Annotated in this window: 10 protein-coding genes; 7 read left to right on the top strand and 3 right to left on the bottom strand. The window is 56.2% G+C overall.

Annotation, left to right across the window (positions count from 1 at the left end; all coding sequences use genetic code 11):
* Positions 1-111: 111 nt before the first annotated feature.
* The 3 genes from B5D61_RS02630 to B5D61_RS02620 all read left to right on the top strand — a co-directional run bounded on the left by B5D61_RS02630 (position 112) and on the right by B5D61_RS02620 (position 5,281).
* On the top strand, positions 112-1,995 hold the full coding sequence (locus tag B5D61_RS02630; RefSeq protein ID WP_078811765.1) for a DNA topoisomerase IV subunit B: 1,884 nt from the start codon (positions 112-114) through the stop codon (positions 1,993-1,995).
* A 72-nt stretch (positions 1,996-2,067) separates the two neighbouring features.
* The gene (locus B5D61_RS02625; RefSeq protein ID WP_078812152.1) at positions 2,068-2,820 is read left to right on the top strand and encodes an RNA polymerase sigma factor; all 753 of its coding nucleotides are present in this window, start codon (positions 2,068-2,070) and stop codon (positions 2,818-2,820) included.
* 94 nt (positions 2,821-2,914) lie between these two features.
* Positions 2,915-5,281 (top strand): protein kinase domain-containing protein, encoded by a 2,367-nt coding sequence (locus B5D61_RS02620; RefSeq protein WP_176159186.1) that lies wholly within the window; start codon positions 2,915-2,917, stop codon positions 5,279-5,281.
* A 9-nt stretch (positions 5,282-5,290) separates the two neighbouring features.
* Here B5D61_RS02620 and recG read toward each other — a convergent pair whose 3' ends face one another.
* Positions 5,291-7,381, bottom strand: coding sequence for an ATP-dependent DNA helicase RecG (gene recG / locus B5D61_RS02615; RefSeq protein ID WP_078811763.1), 2,091 nt, complete (start codon positions 7,379-7,381; stop codon positions 5,291-5,293).
* Positions 7,382-7,473: 92 nt separating this feature from the next.
* Here recG and B5D61_RS02610 point away from each other — a divergent pair, with 92 nt between their 5' ends.
* Both B5D61_RS02610 and B5D61_RS02605 read left to right on the top strand, forming a co-directional pair.
* A complete protein-coding gene (locus tag B5D61_RS02610; protein ID WP_078811762.1) occupies positions 7,474-8,412 on the top strand; it encodes a histone deacetylase family protein in 939 nt (312 codons plus the stop codon).
* A 533-nt stretch (positions 8,413-8,945) separates the two neighbouring features.
* Positions 8,946-9,158, top strand: a complete 213-nt coding sequence (locus tag B5D61_RS02605; protein ID WP_139373020.1) for a hypothetical protein — start codon at positions 8,946-8,948, stop codon at positions 9,156-9,158.
* Between the two features lie 41 nt (positions 9,159-9,199).
* Here B5D61_RS02605 and B5D61_RS02600 read toward each other — a convergent pair whose 3' ends face one another.
* Positions 9,200-10,432 (bottom strand): glycosyltransferase, encoded by a 1,233-nt coding sequence (locus B5D61_RS02600; RefSeq protein ID WP_078811760.1) that lies wholly within the window; start codon positions 10,430-10,432, stop codon positions 9,200-9,202.
* Positions 10,433-10,494: 62 nt separating this feature from the next.
* On the opposite strand from B5D61_RS02600, the gene B5D61_RS02595 reads away from it, so the two are divergent.
* On the top strand, positions 10,495-12,255 hold the full coding sequence (locus B5D61_RS02595) for a hypothetical protein (protein WP_139373019.1): 1,761 nt from the start codon (positions 10,495-10,497) through the stop codon (positions 12,253-12,255).
* Positions 12,256-12,438: 183 nt separating this feature from the next.
* Positions 12,439-13,707, top strand: a complete 1,269-nt coding sequence (gene bioA / locus B5D61_RS02590; RefSeq protein WP_078811758.1) for an adenosylmethionine--8-amino-7-oxononanoate transaminase — start codon at positions 12,439-12,441, stop codon at positions 13,705-13,707.
* 63 nt (positions 13,708-13,770) lie between these two features.
* Here bioA and B5D61_RS02585 read toward each other — a convergent pair whose 3' ends face one another.
* The gene (locus B5D61_RS02585) at positions 13,771-15,885 is read right to left on the bottom strand and encodes a M3 family metallopeptidase (protein WP_078811757.1); all 2,115 of its coding nucleotides are present in this window, start codon (positions 15,883-15,885) and stop codon (positions 13,771-13,773) included.
* Between the last annotated feature and the right edge of the window lie 136 nt (positions 15,886-16,021).

The raw sequence follows: 16,021 nt of genomic DNA, 5'->3' as shown, positions 1-16,021 counted from the left end.
AAAAAGGCAATCCTGCTGAGAGTAGGCTTCCCCCCAGCCTTGACGCTCCGCTAATCTGCCCTACCAAGAGGTAAGCACGTCTTTTTAAAATCCTTTTCTCGTCTCGATCTCATGGCCACCCCAGCTCATAATTACACGGAAGACAGCATTCGGTCCCTCGACTGGCGTGAGCACATCCGCCTCCGTCCGGGGATGTACATCGGGAAGCTGGGGGACGGCTCTCAGCCTGAGGATGGCATCTACGTCTTGTTGAAGGAGGTCATCGATAACTGCATCGATGAACACGTGATGGGGTATGGCAAGGTGATCGAGGTCACCATCACGGAAGATCATCAGGCAACGGTGCGTGACTATGGACGCGGTATCCCCCTCGGGAAGTTGATGGAGTGCTGTGCGCAAATCAATACCGGGGCGAAGTATGATAGCGAGGTGTTCAAGCGCTCCGTGGGTCTCAACGGCGTCGGTATCAAAGCCGTGAACGCGTTGAGCAGTCATTTCCGCATCCAGGCTTTCCGCAGCCAGCAGACCCGGGCCATGGAGTTCAGCCAGGGAATCGTGAAAAAAGACATGAAGAGCCCGCAGGCTTCCGACGAGGCGGATGGCACCTGCATCTCCTTTCGTCCCGACCCGGAGAGCTTCACCAGCCACGTGCATTATAAATTGGACTACGTCCGCGAGATGCTGCGCTATTACGCCTGGCTGAATCCCGGGCTGACCCTGAAGTTGAATGGAGAGACCTTTAAGTCCAAAGACGGTCTGCGGGATCTGATCGCGGCTAAACTGACGGAAGAGCCTCAATACCCGGTGATCCATCTCGATGGCACCGATGTGGAAGTGGCCTTTACCCACGGCACAGGTTATGGCGAGGAGTTCTACACCTTCGTCAATGGTCAGCACACCACCCAGGGGGGCACGCACATGGCCGCCTTCCGCGAGGCGATCGTCCAGGAGTGCCGGGAGTTTTTCAAAAAGCAGTATGAACCCAACGACGTTCGCACTGGCATCATCGCGGCCGTTTCTGTGAAAGTGCAGGAGCCCGTCTTCGAGTCTCAGACGAAGACTAAGCTCGGCTCCACCCACATGGAGCCGAATGGCCGAAGCCTGCGCACCCATGTGATCAACACGGTGGTGAAGGAGTTGGATAACTACCTCCACAAGAATCCCAACGCCGCGAAGGCCCTTCAGGAAAAAATCGTCGCCAACGAGAAGGAGCGCAAAGAGATCTCCGGAATCCAGAAAGCCGCTCGTGAGTCCGCTCGCAAGGCCAAGGTGCATAACAAAAAGCTGCGTGATTGCCGCATCCACCTCGATACCAAGGACAAGCGGCGTGAGGAGAGCACCATCTTCATTACCGAAGGTGATAGCGCCTCGGGTTCCATCACGAAGAGCCGCGATGTGGAAACCCAGGCCGTCTTCTCCCTACGTGGTAAGCCGCTGAACTGCTATGGCCTTAGCCGCAAGATCGTGTATGAGAATGAGGAGTTCTACCTGCTGGCGAATGCTCTCCAGATTGACGAGAACATCGAAGACCTGCGTTACCAAAAGATCATCCTGGCCACCGATGCCGATGTGGACGGCATGCATATCCGCCTGCTGATGATTACCTTCTTTCTACAATTCTTCCCCGACATTGTCCGCGCAGGTCACCTCTTCATCCTTCAGACACCCCTCTTCCGAGTGCGCAATAAGAAGGAGACCTTCTACTGCTACAGCGATGAAGAACGCCAGCGTGCGATCCATCGCTGTGGCAAGAGTGCTGAAATCACCCGATTCAAAGGTCTGGGGGAAATCTCGCCGGATGAATTTAAGCACTTCATTGGGCCGAAGATTCGTCTCGAACCTGTCATGATGCCTGAGCACAAGAGCATCAAGGAACTCCTCACCTTTTACATGGGTAAGAACACACCCGATCGCCAGATGTACATCGTGGACAATCTGCGGGTGGAGAAAGAACTCGAGTTCAATGAGCAGGGTGAGCTTGCGGTAGCGGCCTGATCTTGACCTGATTCAAGAAACCTCGGCAACTTTTCCAAGTCAGAACGTCAGGCATTCGTTATGCTGACGCCCATGACGCCTATTTCTGATGCTGGAGGGCTGCCCCCAGCGGCAGGTCATTTCCACACCACCCGCTGGACCCAGGTCATCCAGGCCAAGGAGTCTTCGAGGGAAGGGCAGGACGCGTTGCGAGAATTATGCGAGGCCTACTATGCCCCCGTCCAGGCTTTTCTGCGGCGGCAGGGGCGTGAGGCTGAGGTGGCGCGAGAAGTGGCGCACGAGTTCTTTGCCTACATGCTGGAGGGGCAGGCCATCCGCACTGCGGAGAAGGTGAAAGGGCGCTTTCGCTCCTACCTCCTGGGGGCCATCAAACATTTTTTGGCGCATCGCCACGAGGCCGCTCAGCGACTGCGTCGTGGTGCGGGTCAGGCGGCGATTTCTCTCAGTGGCGATGATGACGAGGCCTCTGCACTCGTGGTGTCCGATGAATCACAGCTTTCTCCCGACCTAGCCTTTGATCGGCAGTGGGCTCTTACTGTCTTGGATCGTGCCATGCAGGCGCTGCATCGAGAAAGTGAAGCCGAAGGAAAAGCTCAAGTCTTTATTCGATTGCAACCTTGGTTAACCGGAGAGTCGGAGCATGGGAATCAAGCCGCCTTGGCGGAAGAACTCGGATTGAACCTGAATTCGCTGAAGTCCATGGTCTATCGCCTGCGTCAGAGGTTCCGTCATTGGGTGCGTGAGGAGGTCGCCTCCACCCTGCCTGAGGGCAGCGATGTCGAAGAAGAGCTACAAATGCTTTTCAGTGCGCTGAGGAATCGTTAAAATTTTTGGCAACCTTTCCAGGCTCATCCGTCAGGCATCCGGTATGATCGACAACTCTTCATCTCCTACCGCCTGTCCTAAGTGTGGAGAACCCATGCAAGAGTCCACTAGCTATGGACTCTGCCCTGTGTGCTTGATGAGTTTGGCCATGAACTGGAGCCAAGCTGCAACTCAACCCGTCTCGCAGCCACGCCCACTTTTGACACCGGAAGAGCTGGCCCCTCATTTCCCTCAGTTGGAGATTTTGCAATTGATTGGCCGTGGTGGGATGGGGGTGGTTTACAAAGCCCAACAGAAGACCTTGGGGCGCTACGTGGCGCTCAAACTGCTTTCACCTGAATCGGAAAAAGATAGCACCTTCGCCCAACGGTTTGCCACGGAAGCCCGAGCTCTCGCTCAATTGGCACATCCGAGCATCGTGACGGTGTATGACTTCGGTGAGACCAACGGCTTCTATTATCTGCTGATGGAATACGTGGACGGAGTCAATCTGCGGCAGGCAATGCAAGCGGGGCGCATCACGCCAGAGCAGGCCTTGACCATCGTGCCCCCGGTATGTGAAGCTCTCCAATACGCTCACGACCATGGCATCGTGCATCGTGACATCAAGCCCGAGAACCTTTTGATGAATAAGGAAGGCAAGGTGAAGATCGCAGATTTTGGCATTGCCAAGATTATTCACTCCACAGATACCGAGCAGAGCCGAGCCGGAACGCAAAAAGATCTAACGATAAGCAGTGCGGTGACTTTCACAGGAGGAACACCGCAATACATGGCTCCTGAGCAACGCCAAGGCACGAGTAAGACCGACCATCGCGCGGATGTTTATTCACTGGGCGTGGTGCTTTACGAAATGCTCACGGGGGAACTCCCTGGTGCGAGTCTGCTACCACCTTCCCATTGTGTGCAGGTGGATGTGCGGTTGGATGAGGTTGTTCTGCGCGCCTTGGAAAAAAGCCCAGAACGTCGGTTCCAAACCGTGAGCGAAATGCGCACACGTTTGGATGAGATTAAGCCTACTCAGGCCCCCAAAGTCAATTCCCCGAGTCTTAATTGGTTAGGCTCAGTCATCTGGCGTGCAGTATCGATTGTGGGAGCCATCTTCCTGTTTTTATTTTTAGGAATGCTCACTTTTCATTGGGCGACTCTGGAAAAACCTTCGAAGCCGCATGTAGCTGTCATGAAGATGAGCCCAGAAGTTACCCCTCCATCTTCAGTTCCATTGGATCCCGAGAAGGTCACTCTCACGTTGATGCCTGCGGGGGCTCATCGTGAAACCAGGGCTTATAAACCCATGATTCTCCGCACCGGGCCTAACAAACCCGAAAGTGTGACGCGCCTGCCGGACGATATCACCCAGGCGTGTTATGGGGTGCTGGAAATGGGCCCCCGGGATGCGAAGATCAAGGTGCCTCTATTGGTAGATTACATTCCGTCCCAGATGGGACGGGTATTTTTGGACACCAATGAGAATGGAGACTTTACGGACGATCCACCGTTTGTCGCTGACCAAGGGGTGAACCCTGACCTCACATTCTCTGGATCATCGGAGGTGGACCTCCCGTTGGGAGATAAACGCGTGCGTGTCCGTATCAATTTGAGAGCTTTGTCCAGGCCAGGGCCGACGCCTGCCAGTGGCTATGCTTTTCCTTCGGTGGTTTATCACTTGGATTATTACCGCCGCGGTGAAGTTTCGTTGATGGGCGGGAAGCAGGCCGCTGTCATTTTAAAAGATGCTGACAGCGATGGCGACTTTTCAACCGATCCCGTGCTGCTTGTGGATAGCGATGGCGATGCTCGCTATGACAATCGAGACGAATACTTTCGAGTCATGGATGCCGTTCAGGTGAACGGAGTGCGCTATCAAGTGACCGATATCTCTCCTTTAGGAGATCGGTTCACGTGGAGGAAGTCCAATCTCCCCCTCCTGGTTCAAGAGACCCCTGAACCTCCGAAGCCTTCCTTTCGGCTGAGTGAGGTTGTCACCCATCGAAAGGCTCAGGTTTTGCCCTTGGTGGGCGAACCTGCGACTGCTTTTAAAGCAACAACTTTAGACCAGCGTCTGGTCGAAATGCCGCTGCAATCAAAAGGTAAAGTGGTGCTCTTGGATTTTTGGGCCACCTGGTGCGGGCCGTGTGTCGCCGAATTGCCCAACCTAGTGGCCTTACACGAGAAGTTTGGAAATCAGGGCCTGGAGATTGTAGGCATCAGCTTGGATGAAAAGGAATCCGTCAATAAGCTGCCGCCATTCATTCGCGAACGCAAGATCCCGTGGCCGCAGATTTGCGACGGGCAGGGCATACGTTCGACTCTTTGCCGAAGTTATGGAATCCGAGGCATTCCAGCCTACTTTCTCATCGATGGAGATTCAGGTGAATTTCTGGCGGTGGGACTGCGAGGTCAGGCTCTCTTTGACGCCGTGACGCAGGCCCTCTCCAAAAAGAAATTGTGGCCTAACTAACAACGGATTTTATTGCATCATCGCCTGCGGAGCGTCCTCTTGGAAAACAAAGGGACGGATCTCCGCCAGGCGTGGTGACTCTAGCCGAGGATCTTCATCCAATGTTTTTTCAGCCAACTGTCGAGCGAGGCGCACCAGTCGAGTATTTGCCAGCAGTTCCGCAAACTTCAGCGGAGCTTGGCCGCTTTGAGCTCGGCCGAGCACATCGCCTGGACCGCGACGTTTCAGATCCTCTTCGGAGATGCGGAAACCATCCGTGGTCTCTTCCATGATGGCGAGGCGGCTCTTGGCTTCTTCATCCTTGTCTTTGATGAAGAGCACACAGTAAGAGGTGTGCTCACCACGCCCGATGCGGCCACGAAGCTGATGGAGCTGAGCCAGACCGAAACGCTCGGCATTGTGGATGAACATGACGGTGGCATTGGGCACATCCACCCCCACTTCGATCACCGTGGTGGAAACCAAAACATCCGTTTTCCCGGACCGGAAATCGCGCATGACGAGGTCTTTCTCCTCGGCGCTGAGTTTGCCATGCAAGAGGCCTACCTGAAAGTGAGGTAAAAGTTTGGACCACTCTTCATGACCTTTTTTGGCGGCAGTCGCTTCGAGCTTTTCGGATTCCTCAATGAGTGGGAAGACCAGATAGCCCTGTCGCCCTTGCTCCAGTTGTTCCAGCAGGAACTTGGCGGCTTCGGCTTGTTTGGAGGCAGGTCGCACCTTGGTGATGATCTTGCCTCGTTCCTTGGGGCGTTCATCCAGGGTGGAGACATCCAGATCTCCGTAGATGGTGAGCGTCAGCGTGCGGGGGATCGGTGTCGCCGTCATCACCAGCACATCCGGGGTGTTGCCTTTCTGAATCAATCGCGCGCGCTGAGCTACGCCAAATTTGTGCTGCTCATCAATGACGACGAGGCCCAGATTCTTGACCAGGTTTTCATCGTGAAGGAGGGCATGGGTGCCGATGAGGATGTGATTTCGATCCGATCCCTTTTTCGTGCTCCACAATTCCACACCGCCTTCTTCTAGACGATTCCCCGTTCGCAGCGCGACGTTCAGGCCCAGAGGTTCCAGCCACTTGCGAGCGTTGTTGAAATGCTGCTCGGCCAAGATCTGCGTGGGAGCCATCAGCGCGGCTTGGCGGCCTGATTCCACCGCACCCAGCATGGCGGCAAAAGCGACCACGGTTTTACCGCTCCCCACATCCCCGTGCAGCAGGCGATTCATCGGCGCATTGCTGGCCATGTCTCGCTGGATCTCTTCCAGCGAGCGCTTTTGGGCTCCCGTCATCTGGAAGGGTAGGGAGGCCTCAAACTCTTGGGCCAAAGAACCCGCCTGATGCGCATGACCTCCCGCATCCAAAACTGCCCGGCGACGCCGCACCACGCGGAGCTGATAGCCATAAAACTCCTCCAGCGCGAGATAGCGTCGGGCTTTCTCCAGATCCTCCTGTGAAGAGGCCATATGCACCGTGCGCAGTGCTCGTGCTCGGCTCCAGCCTGCGAATTCACCCTGGGTACTTGGCGTGGGGAGCACATCCGGGATGAAGTCTTCAGAGAGTGCTTGCAGGACATACCACGCTGCTGTGCGCACACTCTTCTGCGTGATGCCCGCCCGCAGCCGATACACGGGTGTGATGCGCCCACTGTGGATATGAGCCGCTTCATCCTCATCGTTCAGGATCTCATACTCGGGGTGATCCATGAACAGTCGCCCTTTGTTCTCCTTCACACGCCCGTAAACGATGAGGCGCTGCCCCTCGGCAATGGTCCGGCTCATGAAGGACATGTTCCACCAGCGCAGGGTGAGAAGCTCGCCCATAATGGCCCCGCCGATGGGTTCCACCTGTGCCTCAAACAGACCTGCCCCACGCCGTCGCCCAAAGAATTTATTGCCGGTTTTACACACCTGCACCTGATAGCAAGCGGGGATCTCACTGGGCTGAAAAGAGGCACCGTCCATCTGGCGCCGATCCTCATGGCGGAAGGGCAGCCACCAGACGATCTCCGCCACCTGGGTCACCTGTTCCTTGGCCAAGGCTTTGACGATGCGCGCGGGTAATCCGGGGACATCTGAAAGAGAGGCATCGAGGGCAAGGGACATGAACGATATTTAGAAGGGCAGGGGGATGAAAAGATGGCTCGCCATTCGTGTAAATCCTGAAAAACTTGTCCTGCCGTCAAAAATCATCCGCCATGACCACAGGCCTGCACCTTGCATCACTCTACACGGATCATGAGACAGGTCCGGGGCATCCGGAGTCTCCCTCACGTTACACCGCCATCACACGTGCATTGACAGAGTCAGGGCTGCTGAAGGAACTCACCCTCATTGAAAAACGTATCGCCGAGGAAGCTGAGATCGAACTCTGTCACACACGCGATTACATCGACCTCGCCCGTGAAGAAATCACCGCCGGTTTAGAAACCCTGAGCACAGGCGATACGCAGGTCTGTGAGAAGAGCTACGACATCGCCACCCATGCTGTAGGCGCGGTGCTCAATGCCGTAGATGCCGTCATGCAGGGGAAATTGAAACGCGCCTTCTGTGCCGTGCGTCCTCCAGGTCATCACGCGCGTCCCGCGCAGGGCATGGGCTTCTGTGTCTTCAACAACATCGCCGTGGGGGCGCGTTACGCTCAGCGTAAGCATGGTGCCGCCAAGGTCGTGATCGTGGATTGGGACGTTCATCATGGCAACGGCACCCAAGACATCTTTGATGAAGATGGCAGCGTGCTCTTCGCCAGCACGCACCAGTCCCCCTGGTATCCCTTCACCGGACATGCCGAGGAAACGGGCAGCGGCAAAGGCAAGGGAACCACGATGAACTTCCCCTTCGCCGCCGGTGCAGGCATGAAAGAATTCAGCGCCGCCTTTGATGAAAAACTGCTCCCCGGGATCGCTCGATTCAAACCCGACCTCATCATGATCTCCGCCGGTTTTGACTCCCGCATGGATGATCCCCTCGGTCGCTTCAAACTCACCGATGATGATTTTGCGGCACTTACTCGTCTCCTCATGCAAGCCGCCGATGAACATTGCCAAGGCCGCCTCGTCTCCGTGCTGGAAGGGGGCTACAATCTCAGTGGCCTCGCCAGTGCCGTGACGGCGCATGTGGAGGCCTTGGCGGAGTGAGATAAATGTTCTGCCATGCAGGCCCCTCTCCAAGGTGAGGCAACATTCGACCCGAGCGAAGAGACGCTCGGTATCAGATATCAAGGGGGCAGATTCTCTAGATCCGGGATAGCGCGGTTTTGGGGCTAACGAATCGAGGCTCTCATCTTTCTTCTCACTGCAAAAGTTGGATGTAGTTTTGAGCGAAAATGCGTTAGCATGCTTGTCTTGCTAAGGCGTCGTCAACTCGTTATGTCGTTGGACTCTCATGGAGATCTCAATGAAAAGCCCATCTCAATTTTTTAGATACCTGCTGCTCTTTTGGTTTGCCCTCGAATCCATTTTGGCGGGTTGTGGGGCGGCTGCTATCAGCAAGTTACTTCTCAATGCTGGGTTGATTCCGTGTAACGCCATCACCCGCGTGAGTGTCGCATCTGTCGTCCTACTGGTTGTTTTTGGATCATTATGGAGTCATGCGTCGCGAGAGAAGCTATTGCGCATCGACCAAGGCGGACCCTCATGAACTAAGGACGCGGATTTTACAGTTCGCATCTATGAAACCTTATCGCGATGAACGGATGAAGACTATCTTACCTTATCTAATTGCGATGGTGGTTGTTTTTGTGGTGTCCTTTGCATCAGGTTACCTGAAGGCCAAATTCCCCGATCATGAGTTAGCTATCGAAGTGTGCAAAATCATAACCTTCCTTTTGCTTGGCGGGGTGTATGTGATCTATCAAAAGAAGAATAAAAGAGGCACCTCATAGGATGGACGATGCTCAGGGTTCAACGAGCTAACTCGACGTCTTCATGTCTTCTTCTCAAACTGAGCCAAAGCGAAGCGGTGCAGGGACTCGGCGCGTTTGGGCCAGGTGATGGTGGCGCAGCGGCTACGGCTGGCGGTGGCGGCCTGAGCGTAGGCGGTGGGGTCGTCGAGCAGGGCGGTGGCTTGGGCGACAAAGGCGGCGGTGTCGTTCTCGGGGAGGTAGTGGCCTGTATCAGAAAGGATATCGCGCACGGAGGGGATGTCGGTGCCTAGGGCTGGGATGCCATGGGAGAGGTAGTCGAGCGCTTTGACCGGGCAGGTGAGGTGCCGATTGTAAAAGGTATCCGCCAGCATGACGACGCCGAGGCTGGCGCGATCCGCCAGAGCATCATGCATGGCCTTGGGCGGCTGGAAGGGCACGGCGGAGATCCAGGACTGGAGCCCAGCGTCGCTCGCGGCCTTGAGGATGGGGCGCGTATCTTTTTCACCTCCGCCCCAGAACTCGGTGCGGATGCCTGCACGGGCGAGGCCGAGACTGGCCTGACGTAGAAAGGCCACGCCTTTCATGCCATGCATGTGGCCGACGTAGAAGACCGTGCGAGCGCGCCGTTTCACCTCGGGGTCCGTCTCGGGAAAAGGTTTAGTGCCGAGCGGGGCGTAGATGGTGGGCACCCGGGGAAACAGACGCTGATAGAATTTCTCCTGATCGCGAGTGATGCAAACGAGGCCGCTCACATGCGGGAGGAGGGCACGCTCGACCCACTTTTTGCGGTGGAAAGAGAAGGGCACCTTGCGCTCATGCCAGGAGAGATCGGAGTAGAAATCGTGCAGCTCGTAAAAGGTGCGGATATTGCGTCGGTAGCGCAGTCGGGCGAGGCTGAAGAGGAAACCGGGCTCGCGACTGAAGACGGCGACGGGGCCAGTTTTAGCGAGTTGGAAAATGCGTTGGCGGGCAGCCTGATAGATGGGACCGCTCTCATCCATGCCCATGGACTGACCCCGGGCGATGCGGTGAATGTGCAGGCCGGGAGGCTGATCGAGCGAATAGAAGTCGGCGAGATCCGCAGTGGTCTCTGTCGCCGGTCCGCCACCGACAAAGAGATCCGTTTCCAAGCCAATGGAGGCAAAGGAATGGGCGTTGTGGACACCCACATTGACGATGGGGCCGGAGGACCGCCATTTGCATTTATTGACCCAAACAATATTCATGATGGCACGCAGAGCCCGCAGGGCTTGGCTAAAGGAATGGCTCGTCTCAGTGGAAGAAATCTTCAAGTGACAGGGGTGTCACGTAAGAGCAGGTGAAGATGCGCAGCGACATGCCTTCATTGCGGGAAATGCCCGAATCCGACGTTGTTCAGCCTAACGAAAAATGCATCCTTCCCTGTAAGAGCGATGCCCCAACCGGGCGAAGCCGTTGGCTGGCCTGTATACACAACCTGCCTGCGGCGGCGCAGACGCTGATGGCGATGCTGATCGTGTTTGGTCTGTATCGGCTCTTTCGACAGCCGGTCAGTGGATGGGCGCGAGCGGACTACACGGCGCAGTCGTTTTTGCTCTCCTTACTGGCAGAGAATGCGCTGAAGCCAGCCTTTTGGGGGAGCCTGCTTTTGGCCGGTGGTTATGCGGTTTTCAATCGGGATCTGCGAAGCTGGGGTGACCTACTTCGAGGAGGTCGTATGGCTTGGGTCGCCTGGACCTTGATTGGTGTCCTGGTTTGGACCGGTAGCCTGTATCCGTTTAACTTTTACTTCGGTCAGGGGCATCTGGTGGATCGTGGGATCATCCTGCTATTGGGGCTGGTCAGCCTCCGTTTTCCCGCCTGCTTTCCCGCGCTGCTGTATGCGGTGGTGGTCACCTATCTGCAATGGCGGGTGCCGGGATTGAGCGATGCGGAATACACCAACCGTAAGATGGTGCTGGATCTGGCCTGGGTGCTGTGCGCGGCGGGTCTAGCACGACCTCTGATCAACCGTTGTCTGCCCAAGGCGACGTATGCTTTCACGCTGGCCTGCATCAGTGCGGCGCTGATCCACTACTGGATTCCCGGCGTGGCCAAACTGAAGGTGGGGCTGGATAGCTGGGACTGGCTGCTGCACGATGATTTGTTCAATCTCTCCGCCTCTACGTTCGTGCATGGGTGGAGCGCCTTTTGGGATGAGGAGGGGCTCGTGCGGCTTCTCGCTTTCCTGCAACCGCTGGCACTGCCGATGAAGGTGTTTGTGCTGGTGGTGGAGCTGGCCCTGATTACGGCCTTTTGGAATCGGCGTTGGTTTGTGCTGCTCTCGGCGGGGCGCGTGATGCTGCACGCTGGCATCTTCTTCTTTTCGGGGGACAGCTTTTGGAATTGGATCGTGCTACAGATCGCTCTCACCGCGGCTTTCATCGAGTGGCCACGGCGTGGGCAAGGGGATGAAAAAAGCGCGCCGACGATGGGTGCTGAGATGCGGCTTTTCTCCTGGCAATCGGGAGCTGTGGCTGCGGTCTATCTGCTGATCACGGCGAACTCCCATATGGCCAGCAATCTGGCTTGGTTCGATTCGCAAGTGACCGAACGCTACAGTGTCTATGCTGTGATGAAGGGTGGGCGGCGTCTGTATGTGAAGCCGGATTTCTTTGAGCCTTATGACTTTGCGTTCATCCAATCGCAGTTCCATTTCCTCCTGCCGGAAAAAGTCCTGACGCGCACCTTTGGCGCGATCCATGAGGCCCGCGTGGCTCAGGCTGCACGTGAAGCCCGGACGGTGGAGGCCGTGCGGGGGCTTATCGCCACCCATGGCAAGGTGCAGATCGACGCGAAGCGCACCGCTTCCTTCGATGGCTTTCTGAAGCGATGGTTTGCTCAGCATCGTGCTCTTGAGGGCGTTCTGCCCAAGACCTTGCATACGCTGTCACCTCCGTTGCATGCCTATGTTCTTTCCAAGGAAACACCGGATCACACTTACCAGGGTGAGCATCCTGTGGAGCGACTCGAGATCGAATTCGAACGCACTTTATTCGATGGCGAACGCTTTGTTGAAATGGATCATCGCGTGGTGCATACGGTCTCGCTGAATGAAGAGGACAAGACTCCGGGTGTGACAGCAGGAGGGAGGTGAGATGGGGGTTTTGAGAAGGGAGAACGAAGTTCAACTCTCACTGGAGCGTACGCGTCTCGCGTGCTAAGGCTCGCGTCCTCGCGAGACTTCGTTGTTGGATTTGGCGGTTGATGCGGATCTCGAACTTAGAACGGTGTTCCGCGAGGACGCGAAACACGGCACGCGAGACGCGTGCGCTCCAGTATGATCCAAACTCTCCTCCAACTCGAAAAACGCCACCTGTGGCATCCGTTCACTCCCATGCAGGCGTGGTGTGAGGAGGCGCATGAGCCGCTGATGCTGGTTTCAGGGCAGGGGAGTTATCTGAAGGATCAGCATGGGCGCGAATACCTGGACGGGAACAGCTCCATTTGGACGAACATTCATGGGCATAGTCATCCGACGATTCACAATGCCATCCGGGCGCAGTTGGAGAAGATCTCGCACACCTCCTTCCTGGGCTTCACGCATGAGCCTGCCATTCAGTTGGGTAAGGCGCTCGTGGATCTATTGCCGGGCAGTGCGCTCAGTCGGGTGTTTTATTCGGACAATGGCTCGACGGCGATTGAGTCGGCGATTCGGATGACCTTGCAGTATTGGAAACAAAACGAGCATCCCGAGCGCGATACCATCCTGGCTTTCGATCGTGCTTATCATGGCGATACCTTGGGTGCAGCGAGTGTGGGGGGTATCCCGATTTTCAAGGGCAGTGGCAATGACTTTGGGTATCGAGTGGTGCGTGTTCCGAACTTGGAGGCGCTGGATGCTTTGAGTGTTGATGAGGTTTCGCGTTTGGCGGGCGTGATCCTTGAGCCTTTGATCCAGGGGAGTGCGGGCATGCGTCTGTGGCCGAAGGGTATGCTAAAGGGGTTAAGCCAATGGTGCCAGCAACGCGATGTCTTCTTGATTCTGGATGAGGTGATGACGGGGTTTGGCCGAACCGGAAGTATGTTTGCCTGTCAACAGGAGGGGGTGATTCCTGACTTTCTCTGTTTGGCCAAAGGCATTACCGGGGGGTATCTGCCTCTGGCAGCAACCTTGACGACGGAGCGAGTGTTTGAGGGCTTCTTGGGCGCAGGTCGTGCTTTTTATTATGGCCACAGTTACACGGCCAATCAGCTCGGCTGTGCAGCGGCGCTGGGCAGTTTGCAGGTGTTTCGTGAGGAGGGTACGATGGAGACCTTGTCCGCCAAGACGGCCTCGTTTACGCAACATCTGGAGACCTTGCGGGAGATCCCGGCGGTGATGGATATCCGTCAGTGTGGCTTGATCGCAGGCGTGGAGATCGGCCCTTATGCGCCGGAGCTGCTGATGGGCGTGAAAGCCTGTCTGGCGGCTCGCAAGTATGGGCTGCTCACACGTCCGGTGGTGGATACCATCGTGCTGATGCCGCCGCTCAATATCTCCGAGACGGAGTTAGAGGCCATGTTCTCTGCGATCCGTCATGCGATCACCGAGGTGATCGCTCAGTGATCGCAACAGCTTGATCCATGGAGTGAGGGTGGAGATAAAATCCTCACCCTCTATCAACGTTGGTTAGGCGAGGCCTGCGCGGATGAGCAATGCCACGGGTTCGGGATCGCGGCCCATGAAGTCCTTGAACAGTTTGGCCGGGTCTTCGGAGTTGCCTTTGCTGAGGATCTTATCGCGATAGTCTCGGCCGACTTTTGGATTCAGCACGCCTTCAGTTTGGAAACGGGTGAAAGCATCGGCATCCAGCACCTCAGCCCATTTGTAGCTGTAGTAGCCGGAGGCATATCCGACGGGGCTGCTGAAGAGGTGTCCAAAGCGACGTGCCATGGAGGGGTTCTCCGTCTTCAGCGGCATCAGGTAAGGCTTCAGAAGCTGGCGGGAGAGTTGATCCAGATCTGCGCCTTCATCGGTGGCATGATGCATGTGCAGTTCCAGGTCTAGCTTGCCAAAGGAAAGCTGGCGCATGATGTCGCTGGCGCTGCGATAGTTTTTCGCTGCGATAACTTTCTTGAAGAGCTTGGCTGGGATGGGTTCGTTGGTCTCGTGATGACGGGCGAAGAGGTCCAGGCTTTCACGTTCCCAGCAGAAGTTCTCCATAAGTTGAGAAGGAAGCTCGACGAAGTCCCAATACACGTTCACGCCATTGAGAGAAGGGATCTCCACATTGCCGCAGAGCTGATGCAGGAGGTGACCGAACTCATGGAAGACGGTGCAGACTTCGTCATGCGTCAGCAGGGCGGGTTTGCCATCTACGGGCGGAGTCATGTTACCGCAGATGAGGCCCAGATGCAGGCGGCGGTCACGATCTCCTGAAGGTGGCACGCCTCCTTTGAGGTAGTTCATCCAGGCGCCACCACGCTTTGAGTCACGCGGATGCCAGTCGGCATAGAAGGAGCCGATGTGCACGCCTTTCTCATTGCGCACTTCATAAAACTTCACATCAGGATGCCAGACTTCCACAGGTCCGAGTTCCCCAGGCTGGGTGCTCGCAGTGCCAGTTTCGCCAGAGCCGTAATAAACGACATCTCGACCCACGATACGCAAATCAAAGACGATTTCGGCGAGCCGGAACATGCCGCCAAGCACCTTATCGAGAGGGAAGTAGGGACGCAGTTCTTCCTCATCGAAATCATACTCCGCCTTGCGCTGTTTTTCCGACCAGAACGCCACTTCCCAGGGTTGGAGCAGATCCGTGGCTTGGCCGACGGCATCCGCACGGTATTCTTGAAGCTGGATCGTTTCACGATCAAACGCCGCCTTCACTTTATGGTGAAGGTTTTCGATGAAGTTCAGAGCGCTCTGACCGGTCTTGGCCATGCGCTGCTGCAGGACATGATCGGCAAAGTTGGTCTTGCCCATGATCTGGGCTTTCTCATGGCGCAGGCGCAGGATCTTCCAGACTAGGTCCGTGTTGTCATGCTCTCCACCGCGTCCGATGTTGGTGCTCCCTTCCCACACGGCTTTGCGCAGAGATTCATCTTCTGCATACTCCATGACCGGGATCATGGAGGGCGCCTTCAGAGTGATGCGATACTGCGGCTCTTCGGGACTGCCTAAACCTTTCGCAATGGCTTCGGCACGGGCTGCCTCGATGGCGGAGGGGGGCATGCCTTTCAGGCGTGCTACATCGGTGATGATGAGCTCCCACTTGTTGGTGGAGTCGAGCACGTTTTCGGAATACTTCTGGGTCGCCTGAGAGAGTTCAGATTCCAGTTCTTCCAATCGCTTCTTTTTCTCGGGCGGGAGATCTGCTCCGGCCTGGATGAAGCTTTCCATCGTCTCTTTCAGAGCACGCTTTTTGACGGGGGGGAGGTCGCGCGCTTCCTCCGTTTTGCTGTAGGTTTCCAGGAGATCCCACAGATGCTCGTTCAGAGGGATTTTGGCGAAGAATGCACTCACCTGGGGGAGCATGGCATTGTGGGCCTCGCGCAGTTCCGGAGAATTGCACAGAGCATCCAGATGCTGGACCAGCCCCCAGGCTTCATTGAGATGACGTGTGGATTCATCCAGGGCCAGCACCACACTATCGAAGTTCATTTTACCCCGGTCCTGCTCAGTCAGACGATTGATGTTCGCATCCGCCTCTTGCAGCGCGGTTTGGATGTCGGCTTGGATGCAAGATGGCGAGAGAGAGGACCAGCGGATTTGAAAGTCCTGAGTGAGGAACGGTTGGGCCATAAGGGGGGCGGTTGGCGAAAAGATCGGCGATTATCGTCAGCGTGGGGCTTGTGGCAAGGCTGAAGGCGCAGGAATGAATTTTGTTAAGCTTAGGTAAATTCGCAAATCACCCGTCAAAATGAGGCGTTCATGGGAG

The sequence above is a fragment of the Prosthecobacter debontii genome (assembly GCF_900167535.1).
GTDB classification, from domain to species: Bacteria; Verrucomicrobiota; Verrucomicrobiia; order Verrucomicrobiales; family Verrucomicrobiaceae; genus Prosthecobacter; species Prosthecobacter debontii.
The sequence above is the reverse complement of the archived record's forward strand: the minus strand, read 5'-3'. Positions and strand labels throughout refer to the sequence as shown.

Excerpts from the sequence above, each read along its gene's own strand:
- B5D61_RS02630 (WP_078811765.1), top strand. The coding sequence starts at position 112 with ATGGCCACCCCAGCTCATAATTACACGGAAGACAGCATTCGGTCCCTC.
- B5D61_RS02625 (WP_078812152.1), top strand. The coding sequence starts at position 2,068 with ATGACGCCTATTTCTGATGCTGGAGGGCTGCCCCCAGCGGCAGGTCAT.
- B5D61_RS02620 (WP_176159186.1), top strand. The coding sequence starts at position 2,915 with ATGCAAGAGTCCACTAGCTATGGACTCTGCCCTGTGTGCTTGATGAGT.
- recG (WP_078811763.1), bottom strand. The coding sequence starts at position 7,381 with ATGTCCCTTGCCCTCGATGCCTCTCTTTCAGATGTCCCCGGATTACCC.
- B5D61_RS02610 (WP_078811762.1), top strand. The coding sequence starts at position 7,474 with ATGACCACAGGCCTGCACCTTGCATCACTCTACACGGATCATGAGACA.
- B5D61_RS02605 (WP_139373020.1), top strand. The coding sequence starts at position 8,946 with ATGAAACCTTATCGCGATGAACGGATGAAGACTATCTTACCTTATCTA.
- B5D61_RS02595 (WP_139373019.1), top strand. The coding sequence starts at position 10,495 with ATGCCCGAATCCGACGTTGTTCAGCCTAACGAAAAATGCATCCTTCCC.
- bioA (WP_078811758.1), top strand. The coding sequence starts at position 12,439 with ATGATCCAAACTCTCCTCCAACTCGAAAAACGCCACCTGTGGCATCCG.
- B5D61_RS02585 (WP_078811757.1), bottom strand. The coding sequence starts at position 15,885 with ATGGCCCAACCGTTCCTCACTCAGGACTTTCAAATCCGCTGGTCCTCT.